Genomic DNA, 12985 nt, shown 5'->3' with positions numbered 1-12985 from the left:
GGGTGAGGCGCGCGGTGGCCAGGGTCGGTGTTGAAGCACCCACTCCGGCCATCAAACAACCATCAAGCAGCGATCAAAGCGACTCGCCGAGCTGATCCAGAATCGCCGGGTTCTCCAGCGTGGAAGTGTCCTGCGTGATCGCCTCGCCCTTCGCGAGCGAGCGCAGCAAGCGGCGCATGATCTTGCCCGAGCGCGTCTTCGGCAGGTTCTCGCCGAAGCGGATGTCCTTGGGCTTGGCGATCGGACCGATCTCCTTGCCCACCCACGCGCGCAGTTCCGCGGCGAGCTTCACGGCATCCTCGCCCTGCGGACGCGTCGCCTTGAGCACCACGAACGCCACCACGGCTTCGCCGGTGGTGTCGTCGGGGCGGCCCACCACGGCGGCTTCGGCCACGAGCGGGTTCGCCACCAGCGCCGACTCGATCTCCATCGTGCCCAGGCGGTGGCCCGAGACGTTCAGGACATCGTCGATGCGGCCCATGATCGTGAAGTTGCCCGTGTCCTTGTCGCGCACGCTGCCGTCGCCGGCCAGATACAGCTTGCCGCCGAGTTCCTCGGGGAAGTAGCCCGACTTGTAGCGCTCGGGTTGGCCCCAGACGTTGCGGATCATCGCGGGCCACGGGCGCTTCACGACGAGAATGCCGCCCTGCCCGTTGGGCACGTCCTCGCCGGTTTCGTCGACGATCGCCGCCATGATGCCCGGCAGCGGCAGCGTGCACGAACCCGGCACGAGCGGCGTCGCGCCCGGCAGCGGCGTGATCATGTGGCCGCCGGTTTCGGTCTGCCACCGTGTCGACGATCGGGCAGCGCTTGCCGCCCACGTTCTCGTAGTACCAGATCCACGCTTCGGGATTGATCGGCTCGCCCACCGTGCCGAGGATGCGCAGCGAGGAAAGGTCGTAGCTCTTCGGATGGACCTTCGCATCGGCTTCCGCGGACTTGATCAGCGAGCGGATGGCCGTGGGGGCCGTGTAGAACACCGTGACCTTGTGCTTCTGGATCATCTCCCAGAAACGGCCCGCGTTCGGGTACGTGGGAATGCCCTCGAACATCACCTGCGTCGCGCCGGTCGTGAGCGGCCCATAGGCGATATAGCTATGGCCTGTGACCCAGCCGATGTCGGCCGTGCACCAGAACACGTCGGTGGGCTTCCAGTCGAAGGTCCACTTCATGGTCTGCGCGGCCCACAGCAGGTAGCCGCCCGTGCTGTGCTGCACGCCCTTGGGCTTGCCCGTCGAGCCCGACGTATAGAGGATGAAGAGCGGGTGTTCCGCGCCCACTGGTACCGGCGCGCAGGTGTCGCTCTCGGCGGCCGAGACTTCGTGCATCCAGTGATCTCGGCCTTCGGTCCAGCCGGTCTTGCCGCCCGTGCGCTGGTAGACGATCACGCTCTTCACCGCCTCGCAGCCACCCATGGCGATGGCTTCGTCGGCGATGTTCTTCAGCGGCAGCGCCTTGCCGCCGCGCATCTGCTCGTCGGCGGTGATGAGCGCGACGGCGCCCACGTCCACCATGCGCTCGTTGAGCGACTTCGACGAGAAGCCGCCGAACACCACCGAGTGCGTCGCGCCAATGCGCGCGCAGGCCTGCATCGCCACCACGCCTTCGACCGACATCGGCATGTAGATGACCACGCGGTCGCCCTTCTTCACGCCGCGCTTCTTGAGCGCGTTGGCGAAGCGCGAGACGCGCGAGAGCAGGTCCTTATAGGTGATGTTCGTGACGGTGCCGTCGTCGGCTTCGAAGATGATCGCGACGCGCTCGCCGTTGCCCGCTTCCACATGACGGTCGAGGCTGTTGTACGAGGCATTGAGCTCGCCGTCCTCGAACCAGGTGTAGAACGGCGCCTTCGACTCGTCGAGCACCTTCGTGAAGGGCTTTTGCCACGTCAGCGTTTCGCGCGCAAGGCGCGCCCAGAAACCTTCGTAATCGCGTTCGGCTTCGGCGCAGAGCGCCCTGTAGGCGTCCATGCCGGACACCGTGGCGTCCGCCACCGTTTGCGCGGAAGGCGCAAACACGCGGTTTTCGTGAAGAACCGATTCAATCGCAGACATCGACAACCCCTTGGTGAAGATGAAACGTCAAACTCGTGGACGTGCACAGGATCTTCGATCCCTGCGCGCGCCGTCTCCTTGCGCCGCCACGCCCTGGCCCTCGGTGTTCCGATGCCCCGGCGCGAATGCGGCATTTTTCATTCCTGCGGCCGGGCCGGCTGGCCCGCCTCGCGTTGCAACTAGTTGCATGAAGTCGCAATCGTATGGGGTCGCGCGCAGACCCGCACGCGCAAGATTAAGCGTAGCAACTTACCCGCTACTTACGCGGCGCACAACTTCGCGCATGGCGTGTCTTCGAACGAGCGTGCCAATTCCGTATGCAAACCGCCACGCGATGACAGTCAGTTAAGCGACCATTTAGAATGCTAACTGATCTGTGTGTCCGGATTCCAGCTTGAACCGCTATTCCCTTTTCCTCGTCGCCGCCATGCTGCTGGTGGGCAGCAATGTCGGCATCGGCAAAACGATCGTTGCGTTTTTACCCGTTCCGCTGTTTGCGCTGCTGCGCTTCGTCATCGCCCTCGCCGTGCTCTGGCCGCTGCTGCGCGTCTCGCGCATGCGGCGCGTAAAGCGCGGCGAATGGATCAATCTGTTCCTTCAGGCCCTCTTCGGTACATTCGGGTTTACGCTGCTGATGCTCGGCGGCGTGCATCGCACGAGCGCCGTCGCAGCGGGCGTCATCACGAGCACGATCCCAGCCGTGGTTGCGCTGTTCTCGTGGCTGTTCCTGCGCGAGCGGCCTGACGCGCGAGCGTTCGTGTCGATCGCGCTCGCCATCGTGGGCATCGCCGTCATCAATCTTGCGCATGTCGATGGCGGACAGGCGGATCCGGGGTCGTTCGTGGGCAACCTGATGGTGCTGGGCGCGGTGTGCTGCGAATCGTTCTATGTGATCCTCTCGCGCCGGCTCACGCAAACGCTCGCACCGCTCGAAATCTGTGCATACACCCACCTGTTCGGCTTTCTGCTGATGCTGCCGGTTGGGTTGCCGGGCGCGCTGGCGTTCGTGCAGTCGCCTGACTATGCGAGCGTGCCCGCAAGCGTCTGGGCGCTCGTGCTCTGGTATGGGCTCTCGGCCAGCGTGTTCTCGTTCTGCCTCTGGATGATGGGCATCCGCCACGTGCCGGGCAGCATCGCAGGGGTCTTCACGGCCGTGCTGCCGGTGGCCGCCGCGCTGTACGGCATCGCCTTCCTCGGCGAGCGGCCCACGCCCGCGCACGGCATCGCGCTTGCCTGCGTGGTCGGCGGCATCGCCCTCGCGAGCCTGAAGACCAGGCGGCTGCCGCCCGTGGCGTCGTAATTATTTTGTAATTCCAACCTGTCGGCGTCGCGGCGAAGCGGCGCGCCGACGCGTTACAATAGCGCCCGCCCGGCCCTCGCGGCCAGGCGGCGTGCGCAGCGCGACCGGGGCTCGAGACTCGCCACGAGGCTCGAACAGACCCTTCCGCGCACCATGCCGCCCGTGCCCAGGTCCGCGCCCGATTTCCGTCACTCGTGAAACGCCCATGTCCGCTGCACGTCCCCAGCCGCCGTCCGCCGCTCGCCCTCGCCGCATGCGCTTGCTGCCCAGCATCATCTTCATGAGCCGCTGGCTCCAGGTGCCGCTCTATCTGGGGCTGATCGTCGGGCAGACCGTCTACTGCGTGCTGTTCGTGAAGGAAGTCTGGCACCTCGTCACCCACGCCATGTCGCTCGACGAGACCAGCATCATGCTCGCCGTGCTCGGCCTGATCGACGTGGTGATGATCTCGAACCTGCTCATCATGGTGATCGTGGGCGGCTATGAAACCTTCGTCTCGCGCATGGGACTAGAAGGCCACCCCGACGAGCCCGAATGGCTCGATCACGTGAACGCCGGCGTGCTCAAGGTGAAGCTCGCGATGGCGCTCATCAGCATTTCGTCGATTCATCTGCTCAAAACCTTCATCAATCCCGACGCGGTTTCCGAGCGCACGGTGATCTGGCAAGTGGCCATTCACGTTGCCTTCCTGCTCTCCGCGCTGGTGATGGCGTGGATCGACCGCCTCACCACGCATACGCACCCCGAGCACTACCACGACCTTGCCGCGCGCCATCCGGTGCCGACAAGCGCCGCCGTGCGCGACACGGCAACGTCGGAATAAAAGCGGCGCGCCGCCCACACGATTTAAAACACCCCTGTCCCCACAGAAGCTAGCCATGACCGTCATCAAACAGGAAGACCTGATCCAGAGCATTGCGGATTCGCTGCAATACATCAGCTACTACCATCCGCAGGACTACATCGAGGCGCTCGGCCGCGCGTACGAGCTCGAAGAGAGCCCGGCCGCGAAGGACGCGATCGCGCAGATCCTCACGAACAGCCGCATGTGCGCGGAAGGCAAGCGCCCGATCTGCCAGGACACCGGCATCGTCACGATCTTCGTGAAGGTCGGCATGGACGTGCGCTGGGACGGCGCCACGATGGGCGTCACTGACATGATCAACGAAGGCGTGCGCCGCGGGTATCTGAACCCGGACAACGTGCTGCGCGCCTCGATCGTGAACCCGCCCGAAGGCGGCCGCAAGAACACGAAGGACAACACGCCGGCCGTGATCCACTACGAGATCGTGCCGGGCGACAAGGTGGACGTTCAGGTGGCGGCCAAGGGCGGCGGCTCCGAGAACAAGTCGAAGTTCGTGATGCTCAACCCGTCCGACTCGATCGTCGACTGGGTGCTCAAGACGGTGCCGACGATGGGCGCGGGCTGGTGCCCGCCGGGCATGCTCGGCATCGGCATCGGCGGCACCGCTGAGAAGGCGATGCTGATGGCGAAGGAATCGCTGATGGAGTCCATCGACATCCAGGACATCATCAAGCGCGGTCCGAAAGACTGGGTCGAAGAGCTGCGCGTCGAACTGCACGAGAAGGTCAACGCGCTCGGCATCGGCGCACAGGGTCTGGGCGGTCTCGCCACGGTGCTCGACGTGAAGATCATGGCCACGGCCACGCACGCGGCTTCGAAGCCCGTCGCGATGATCCCGAACTGCGCGGCCACGCGCCACGCGCACTTCGTGCTCGACGGCTCGGGCCCGGCGAAGCTCGAAGCGCCCTCGCTCGACGCATGGCCGAAGGTCAACTGGGAGCCGAACACGGAAACCAGCAAGCGCGTCGACCTGAACACGCTCACGCCGGAAGAAGTCGCTTCGTGGAAGCCGGGCCAGACGCTGCTGCTCTCGGGCAAGATGCTCACGGGCCGCGACGCCGCGCACAAGCGCATCGCCGACATGCTCGCCAAGGGCGAAAAGCTGCCCGTGGACTTCAAGAACCGCGTGATCTACTACGTTGGCCCGGTCGATCCGGTGCGCGACGAAGTGGTCGGCCCGGCAGGCCCCACCACGGCCACGCGCATGGACAAATTCACGGAGCTGATGCTCTCGCAAACCGGCCTCATCTCGATGGTCGGCAAGGCCGAGCGCGGCCCGGTCGCCATCGAGGCAATTAAGAAGCACAAGGCGGCTTACCTGATGGCAGTGGGCGGCGCGGCCTACCTCGTCTCGAAGGCGATCCGCGGCTCGAAGGTCCTCGCGTTCGAAGACCTCGGCATGGAAGCCATCTACGAGTTCGACGTGCAGGACATGCCGGTGACGGTCGCGGTGGATTCGTCGGGCACCTCGGTCCACAAGACCGGCCCCGCCGAATGGCAGGCGAAGATCGGCAAGATTCCGGTCGCGACGGCCTGATGCGCAACGGATGCCTGTTGATCGGCGAGTTGTCGATCCAGCCAATGTAAAGACCGGGGCCCAGCGCCCCGGTTTTTTTTGAATAGCCCTTGAGTAATGCTCGGGTAGCGCTTGAATAGCGCTCGAGTAATGCTTGAGTAACGCGAAACGGACTGAGATTAATTCGCAGGACGGCACAAATGCCTGATTCAAACCGGATTTCAATGCAGATTCGGTCTTGGCTTTTGCTGATCGAGCGTTTATTGTTTGAAACCAGTCTTCGAACTACTGTCCCATCAGGGAAGGAAAAAAAATCATGCAAGGCGATAAAAAAGTCATCGAATACCTGAACGCACAGCTCAAGAACGAACTGACCGCCATCAATCAGTATTTCCTGCATGCCCGCATGTACAAGCACTGGGGCCTCGAGAAGCTCGGCAAGCACGAGTACGACGAGTCGATTGGCGAAATGAAGCACGCCGACTGGCTTATCGAGCGCATCTTCATGCTCGACGGCCTGCCCAATCTGCAAGACCTGCACAAGCTGCTGATCGGCGAAGAAACCAAGGAAGTCCTCGAATGCGATCTGAAGCTCGAGCAGATTTCGCAGTCCACCTGCAAGGAAGCCATCGTCTATTGCGAGTCCGTGCGCGACTTCATCTCGCGCGAGATTTTCGTGAAGATCCTCGACGACACTGAAGAGCACATCGACTGGCTCGAAACCCAGATCGACCTCATCGACAAGGTCGGCATCCAGAACTACCAGCAATCGGCGATGGGTTCGGTAGAATCCTGATCGCGCCGGCGCACGCGCCAGGACGCACCGGCCGCCGCAGCGAATGCGGGTGCGTCCCCTGAAAACGCGTGCGCTCGCGGTGCGCTTGACCGCGCTTGCGGCCCTCGCCGCTATCACCCCCTATTCAGACTCACTTGAACGCAACGGCCTCCTCCTGCGCCGCGCCCATCGGCATCTTCGATTCGGGGCTCGGCGGCCTCTCGGTGCTACGCGCCGTGCGCGCGCATTTGCCCGCCGAGCAGATCGTCTATGTGGCGGACTCGCGTTATGCGCCCTACGGCCAGCGCGATGACGACTTCATCGCCGACCGCACGCTCGCCATCGGCGAATGGCTCGTCGCGCAGGGCGCCAAGGCGCTGGTCGTGGCCTGCAACACCGCCACCGCGCAGTCCATCGCGCTCGTGCGCGAGCGGCTCTCCATCCCGCTCGTGGGCGTGGAGCCCGGCATCAAGCCCGCCGCATTGATCTCGAAGTCGCGCGTGGCCGGCGTGCTCGCCACCCAGGTGACGCTGCGCAGCGCGCGCTTTCAGGCGCTGGTCGAGCGTCACGCCGCGGACTTGCGCGTGCTGTGCCAGCCGGGCCACGGCCTCGTGGAGGCGGTCGAGCGCTGCGACGTAAGCTCGCCGGCGCTCGTCGAGCTGCTGCGCGGCTATGTGGAGCCGATGCTCGACGCCGGCGCGGACACCCTCGTGCTCGGCTGCACGCACTACCCCTTTCTCGATACGGCCATCCGCTCGATCGTGGGCGAGCGCATGACGCTCGTGGATACGAGCGTGGCGATCGCGCGCCAGCTCGAACGCGTGCTCGATCAGCATGGCCTGCGCGCCCAACCGGCCAGCCCTGGCGACGGCCGCATGGCCGAGGGCGCGTCGGCGCGCTTCTGCTCGACGAGCGACGGCGCCCACTTGCGCACGCTCGCGGCGGCGCTGCTTGGCATCGACGCGCAAGTCGAATGCGTGAGCATTCCCTCGCGACGCACACGAGAACTCGAAGCCGACGCCGCCTGAGTCGCTAGCGCACAACGGCCGCTCCGCCAGCGGCGACCCGGGCCTCATTCGGCCCCCGTTTCCCGCTCGCCGCCCAGCATCCCGCCCCAAACGCCCCCTTCCCGCGCCCGCCGGGACTCTGCCTTCCGGCCCTGCTTTATCCCCACCACACGGGATCCCCCGCCCGCTTTGATCCACAGCAAAATCCCTGCTAAGGGTCCGGTTTTGTTACAAAAAATCCATCGGCACGCTTGCCAAAGTCGACAAACATAATGATAATAATTCGCATTAACCCTATCTATTGCGGTCCATCATGATTGTCTGCGTTTGCAAGTCCGTCTCCGACCGGACGATCCGTGCCTCCATCGCGGAGGGCATGGACTCTTTCGACGAGCTGCAGTTCGAACTCGGCGTCGCGACCTGCTGCGGCAAGTGCGAGGAATCCGTTCGCGAAGTGATGGCGCAAAGCGGCGCCTGCGCAACCCGCTGCGGCGTGCACCATGCGCACCCGGTCGCCGTGCCGCAGGCCGTGCCCCTCACGTTCTACGAGCGCAAGGCCGCCTGAGAACCCAAGGCGCGCCTCGCCCATTGCGGCGCGCGCCTTAGCTGCACCGCTCGCACGCTTTTACGCCCGGGCGCTTTACTGCCGACAGCAAGCCAGTTTCACGACCAGCCAGCTAGTCCCCCGTTTCCTTCTCAAGAGGAGTTTGCCGGGATGGAATTGCTGATCGGATTCGTGACCACCGTGTGCATCTCGCTGTTGATCTTTCGCAAATAAAGCCGCCCGTCGCGACGCGTTGCCCTGCCAGCGCGCCGTCGTCTTTCGGACGGCCACGCTAACATGCAGGCTTCCCAAATCACCGCCAACGCGCCAGTGCTTCCCGCTTTTCTTACGTCAGGCACGCATCGCCGCGCCGTGACCGCGGTCGCGATCGTCATCGCGCTGCACGTCACGCTCATTGCCGTCGTCCTGACTCAACGCAACGTCGCGACGCCCGTTGCGCTCGAATCCCGCACGATCACGGCCGAGCTGCTCCAGCCGGAGCCGGTGGCCGCGCCGGCGGCAATCCAGTCGATACCCACGCCGCCGCCCAAGCCGGTGCCGCACGTGAGCCGCGAAAAACCCAAGGTTCAGCCCAAACCGAAGCCAACGCCCACACCGCTGCCGGTGGCCGAAGCGCCCTCGCAGCAGGTGGCCGAGGCACCCGCGCCCGCCGAACCGGCGCCGCCCGCACCCACGCCGCCCACTGCGGCGCCGGCGCAAGCCGCCGCTCCCGCGCAGGGCAAGCCGACGATGGCGCTCAGCGCGCCGAAGAACGTCTCGCATCTCGACTGCAACATCGTTCAGCCCGACTACCCGATGCTCTCGAGGCGCCGCGGCGAGACCGGCGTCGCCTACGTGCACTTCGTGGTGGGGCTCACCGGCAAGCTCGAAAACATCGAGCTCAAGAAGAGCAGCGGTTTCAGCCGCCTCGATGACGCCGCACTCGCCGCCATGCGCAGCAGCGCGTGCAAGCCGTACATGGAAGACGGCCAGCCCGTGCGCGCGGCCTACACCCAGCCGTTCGATTTCGGCCTGCAGGATTGAGTCTTGCCGGCTTGCGGCTGCCGCGCGCACGCGATGCGGCAGCCTGAGAACTGACCAGAGAATTGCACAGTTAAGACGAATTGAAATAAAGGAAAAACCATGCAGAACTACGGTATTGCCCACGTCTGGGCGCAAGGGGATTTCGTGACGCGCGGCATCGCGCTCGCGCTGTTGATCATGTCGGTGCTGTCGTGGTGCGTGATCGTCGCGAAGGGCTGGAACGTCGCGCGCCTGAAGCGTCTCACGAAGAACGCCGAGACCGCGTTCTGGCATTCGGACGACTTCGCCGACGGCGTGAAGAAGCTCGGCAGCGGCACGCGTGAGGACAACCCGTTCCTCGCCCTCGCCCTCTCGGGCCAGGAAGCCGCCGACCATCATCACCAGACGCAGCCGCATCTGCACGACCGCATGGACGTGTCGGACTGGGTCACGCGCTGCCTGAAAGACACCATGGACGACTCCGTCGCGAAGATGCAGTCAGGCCTCGCGATCCTCGCCTCGATCGGCAGCACAGCGCCGTTCGTCGGTCTGTTCGGCACGGTGTGGGGCATCTATCACGCACTGCTTACCATTGGCGCGACGGGCCAGACCTCGATCGACGCCGTTGCGGGTCCGGTGGGCGAGGCGCTGATCATGACGGCGTTCGGCCTCTTCGTCGCGATTCCGGCGGTGCTCGGCTACAACGCGCTCACGCGCGGCAACAAGGCGGTCGTCACAAAGCTCAACCGCTTTGCGCACGGTCTGCATGCGTTCTTCGTGACGGGCGCGCATATCTCGTCGACGGCGAAGAACGGCAATCTGCGCGTCGCCGCACGCAACCATTAACGAGCGGAGGCAAGCAACATGGCGATGAGCCCCTTTGCCAGCGACGACGACGATGGCCTCATGAACGAGATCAACATGACGCCGCTCGTCGACGTCATGTTGGTTCTCCTGATCGTCTTCATGGTGACGATTCCCGTGATCCGTCACGCCGTGAAGGTCGATCTGCCGCATGCGAGCAGCCAGAAGGAAGACACCAAGCCCGCGCAGATCAACATCGCGATCGAAGCGGACGGCACGGTGCTGTGGGACGGCACGGCCGTCAACGACGACGCGCTCAAGACGAAGATTGCCGCAGCGGCGCAGCAGCAACCGCAGCCCGAGTTGCATCTGAACGCGGACCGCAAGGTCGCCTACGAGAAGGTTGCACAGGTGATGTCCGCGGCGCAGAGCGGCGGCCTCACGAAGCTCGGCTTCGTCACCGATCCGGCCCGTCATTGAGCGCACGTCACTGAGCGTGCGTTAGCGGTCCGACGCTTTTCGAAGTACCAAGTAAAAGGCCCTCATCGTCAGATGAGGGCCTTTTTTCGAGCGCACGCAGCGCATTCGGGCGGTGGCGACACTCCCCGACAATCGCTCGGTTCACGTCGGCACATGCGACTCGCCGTGTTCTACACGGACCGCGCTTTCAGCCCTGAAGGCCCACTATGATAGCGGCCATCAATTCCCGCTCAAGACCGGTGCTTGGCGAGAAGGACTTCAATATATTCCTCTCGCTGCACACGTTCAATACTTCGGCCATTGAAAGTAACGATTGCCGACGACGCTTAAATGCCTAAATGCAAATGGCGTGTTGCGCGCGATGTGCATGGGCTCAAGTTTCATACAAGCGCACGCCCGTACACGTTCGCAAAGCTTTTACCTGTGATGCGTCGCGCGCGCTTCAAGCCGTTTCGATGTTGCGCACGCTCTGCGTTTGCGGCAAGCCGCTCTCGGCACCTGGCGCAGCTTTCCCGCCGCCCTCGCCCATCAGCGCCACGACATCGCTCCTGAGCGGGCATTCCTGCTGCAAGCTCTTGTCCGCATCGAGCACCTCGACCAGGTAGTCGACGAACGCGCGCACCGCCGGAACCATGCCCTGGCGCGAGAGGAACACCGCGTAGAGCTGCGGCACCGGCAGCGTCCAGCCCGGCATCACCGGCGAGAGCTTGCCCGAGCGCAGCGCGGCGCCATACATCATCTCCGGCAGCGCGGCGATGCCGAGGCCCTGCAGCGCGGCCTCGCGAATCATCGTGAGGTCGGCGGTGATCAGGCGCGGCTCGTGCTCGTGCGCGTGATGCTGGCCGTCCGGCGCGATCAGATGGAACACGTGACGCCCGTCGCTCGTGGGGGTGTCGAGCGTCTCGAAGCGCTCGAGATCTTCGGGCGTGAGCGGTGGCGCATTCTGCGCGAGCAGGCTCGGCGCGCCCACCAGCATCTGCTCGGTGCGCCACAGCGGCCGCACCACGATGTTGGCGTTCTCCGGCGGCTCCGAGCGCACGCGCAAGGCGATATCGACCGAATCCTCGAACAGGTCGATCACGCGGTTCGTCACGCGCACCACCACCCGCACCTCGGGGAAGCGATGCATGAATTCGGGAATGATCTGCGCAAAGATGGTCTGCGAAAGCGTGACCGGCACGCTCACGCGCACCGTGCCTCGCGGCGACGAACGCAAGGACTGAACGACATTCACCGCGGCCTGGGCCTCCGAGAGCATCGCGCGGCAATGCTGGTAGAAGAGCTCGCCGGCCTCGGTGAGCGCGAGCTTGCGCGTGGAGCGCTGCAACAGGCGCACGCCCAGCGACGCCTCCAGCTCGCTCACCCGCCGCGAGAGCCGCGACTTCGAAATGCCGAGCACGCGTTCGGCCGCCGAGAATCCTCCGTGCTCCACCACCTGCGAGAAGTACATCAGGTCGTTCAGGTTGTGCGAATCGATTTTCATGTCGTCGTTCCAGCGATGGGACAATCCATTGCGATCAGGCGGTCAAACAGGCCAAATCGGCTACCTATAATAGCGTTTTGTTTCGCAGATCGTGTAATTCCCATTTTTTGAGGTGATATCCATGTCGGCCGTCCGTTCGATCGCCCACGTTTTTCCCGCGGTTCGCACCACCGAAGGCGGTGGATTCATCGTCCACCGCCCCTTCCCCACACGCCAGCTGATGGATTTCGACCCGTTCCTGCTGCTCGACGAGATGGGGCCCGTCGATTACGCGCCCGGCGCGGCCATGGGCGCGCCCGACCATCCGCACCGCGGCTTCGAGACGGTCACCTATGCGCTCGAGGGCCGCTTCGGCCACAAGGACTCGGCAGGCCACTCCGGCACGCTCGGCCCCGGCGACGTGCAGTGGATGACGGCCGGCGCCGGCGTGGTCCACAGCGAGATGCCCGACCCCGAATTCGCGCGCACGGGCGGCCGCGTGCACGGCCTGCAACTGTGGGTGAACCTGCCCGCGCGCGACAAGATGATCGCGCCGCGCTATCAGGAGATCTCGCACACGCGCATCCCGCAGGGGCGCTCGGCCGACGGCAAGGCCACGGTCAAGGTGATCGCGGGCGAGTCGCTCGGCGTGAAGGCGGCCATCGAGACGCGCACGCCCATCCTCTACCTGCATTTCACGCTGGCACCCGGCGCACGCGTGGAGCAGACGGTGCCCGCCAACTGGAATGTGTTCGCCTACGGCCTTGCCGGCACGGCGCAATATGGCGCGAATGACGAGGCCATCGCTGCGCAGCAGATGGTGGCGTTCGCGGGCGATGGCGACACCGTCACGATTTCCGCGCCCGCCGACGCGACTGAGCCCGTCGAAGTCCTGCTGATCGGCGGCGTGCCGCTGAACGAGCCGGTCGTGCGCTACGGCCCGTTCGTGATGAACACCGAGCAGGAGATTCGCGAGGCCGTGCTCGACTATCAGGCCGGGCGCATGGGGCGCATCACGCACTGAGTTCGCTTGAATGCGCCGCGCGCACTGAAGCGCGTGGCGCCGGTGGCGCGCCTTCGCCGCACCGACGCACAGGCTAGCTGCGTGGGCCTGGCGCGCACCGTCCACAGCTCCACAGCTTTACCCGCTTTCCG

General features: G+C 64.8%; 11 protein-coding genes and 1 pseudogene. 10 read left to right on the top strand and 2 right to left on the bottom strand.

What is annotated here, in order from left to right; translation table 11 throughout:
• Positions 1 to 73: 73 nt before the first annotated feature.
• Positions 74 to 2054, bottom strand: a pseudogene (acs, locus tag E1956_RS08480) (acetate--CoA ligase).
• A gap of 394 nt (positions 2055 to 2448) precedes the next feature.
• Here acs and E1956_RS08475 point away from each other — a divergent pair.
• The 9 genes from E1956_RS08475 to E1956_RS08435 all read left to right on the top strand — a co-directional run bounded on the left by E1956_RS08475 (position 2449) and on the right by E1956_RS08435 (position 10368).
• Complete coding sequence (locus E1956_RS08475) at positions 2449 to 3354, top strand: DMT family transporter (protein WP_134748197.1); 906 nt, start codon at positions 2449 to 2451, stop codon at positions 3352 to 3354.
• Between the two features lie 205 nt (positions 3355 to 3559).
• Positions 3560 to 4177: a TIGR00645 family protein gene (locus tag E1956_RS08470; protein ID WP_134748196.1), complete on the top strand. Its 618-nt coding sequence runs from the start codon at positions 3560 to 3562 to the stop codon at positions 4175 to 4177.
• Between the two features lie 55 nt (positions 4178 to 4232).
• Positions 4233 to 5756 carry a fumarate hydratase gene (locus E1956_RS08465; protein WP_129562364.1) on the top strand — a complete coding sequence of 508 codons (1524 nt, stop codon included), beginning with the start codon at positions 4233 to 4235 and terminating at the stop codon, positions 5754 to 5756.
• A gap of 295 nt (positions 5757 to 6051) precedes the next feature.
• Positions 6052 to 6531, top strand: coding sequence for a bacterioferritin (gene bfr / locus E1956_RS08460; protein ID WP_134748195.1), 480 nt, complete (start codon positions 6052 to 6054; stop codon positions 6529 to 6531).
• 134 nt (positions 6532 to 6665) lie between these two features.
• Complete coding sequence (murI, locus tag E1956_RS08455) at positions 6666 to 7538, top strand: glutamate racemase (RefSeq protein ID WP_232071059.1); 873 nt, start codon at positions 6666 to 6668, stop codon at positions 7536 to 7538.
• 292 nt (positions 7539 to 7830) lie between these two features.
• Complete coding sequence (locus E1956_RS08450) at positions 7831 to 8082, top strand: (2Fe-2S)-binding protein (protein WP_028222217.1); 252 nt, start codon at positions 7831 to 7833, stop codon at positions 8080 to 8082.
• Positions 8083 to 8358: 276 nt separating this feature from the next.
• On the top strand, positions 8359 to 9105 hold the full coding sequence (locus tag E1956_RS08445) for an energy transducer TonB (protein ID WP_134748194.1): 747 nt from the start codon (positions 8359 to 8361) through the stop codon (positions 9103 to 9105).
• Positions 9106 to 9204: 99 nt separating this feature from the next.
• On the top strand, positions 9205 to 9930 hold the full coding sequence (locus E1956_RS08440) for a MotA/TolQ/ExbB proton channel family protein (protein ID WP_134748193.1): 726 nt from the start codon (positions 9205 to 9207) through the stop codon (positions 9928 to 9930).
• Between the two features lie 18 nt (positions 9931 to 9948).
• A complete protein-coding gene (locus E1956_RS08435) occupies positions 9949 to 10368 on the top strand; it encodes an ExbD/TolR family protein (RefSeq protein WP_134748192.1) in 420 nt (139 codons plus the stop codon).
• Positions 10369 to 10810: 442 nt separating this feature from the next.
• Here the strand turns inward: E1956_RS08435 and E1956_RS08430 are convergent, their stop codons facing one another.
• Positions 10811 to 11851 carry a LysR family transcriptional regulator gene (locus tag E1956_RS08430; RefSeq protein WP_134748191.1) on the bottom strand — a complete coding sequence of 347 codons (1041 nt, stop codon included), beginning with the start codon at positions 11849 to 11851 and terminating at the stop codon, positions 10811 to 10813.
• Positions 11852 to 11972: 121 nt separating this feature from the next.
• Here E1956_RS08430 and E1956_RS08425 point away from each other — a divergent pair, with 121 nt between their 5' ends.
• Positions 11973 to 12854, top strand: a complete 882-nt coding sequence (locus tag E1956_RS08425; RefSeq protein WP_134748190.1) for a pirin family protein — start codon at positions 11973 to 11975, stop codon at positions 12852 to 12854.
• The last annotated feature ends 131 nt before the right edge of the window (positions 12855 to 12985 follow it).

It is taken from the genome of Paraburkholderia pallida (assembly GCF_004524855.1).
Classification (GTDB): domain Bacteria; phylum Pseudomonadota; class Gammaproteobacteria; order Burkholderiales; family Burkholderiaceae; genus Paraburkholderia; species Paraburkholderia oxyphila.
This window is presented reverse-complemented; position numbering and strand designations above follow the sequence as displayed.

Coding starts and splice junctions, on each gene's coding strand:
- E1956_RS08470 (WP_134748196.1), top strand. CDS start 3,560: ATGTCCGCTGCACGTCCCCAGCCGCCGTCCGCCGCTCGCCCTCGCCGC.
- E1956_RS08465 (WP_129562364.1), top strand. CDS start 4,233: ATGACCGTCATCAAACAGGAAGACCTGATCCAGAGCATTGCGGATTCG.
- bfr (WP_134748195.1), top strand. CDS start 6,052: ATGCAAGGCGATAAAAAAGTCATCGAATACCTGAACGCACAGCTCAAG.
- E1956_RS08450 (WP_028222217.1), top strand. CDS start 7,831: ATGATTGTCTGCGTTTGCAAGTCCGTCTCCGACCGGACGATCCGTGCC.
- E1956_RS08445 (WP_134748194.1), top strand. CDS start 8,359: ATGCAGGCTTCCCAAATCACCGCCAACGCGCCAGTGCTTCCCGCTTTT.
- E1956_RS08440 (WP_134748193.1), top strand. CDS start 9,205: ATGCAGAACTACGGTATTGCCCACGTCTGGGCGCAAGGGGATTTCGTG.
- E1956_RS08435 (WP_134748192.1), top strand. CDS start 9,949: ATGGCGATGAGCCCCTTTGCCAGCGACGACGACGATGGCCTCATGAAC.
- E1956_RS08430 (WP_134748191.1), bottom strand. CDS start 11,851: ATGAAAATCGATTCGCACAACCTGAACGACCTGATGTACTTCTCGCAG.
- E1956_RS08425 (WP_134748190.1), top strand. CDS start 11,973: ATGTCGGCCGTCCGTTCGATCGCCCACGTTTTTCCCGCGGTTCGCACC.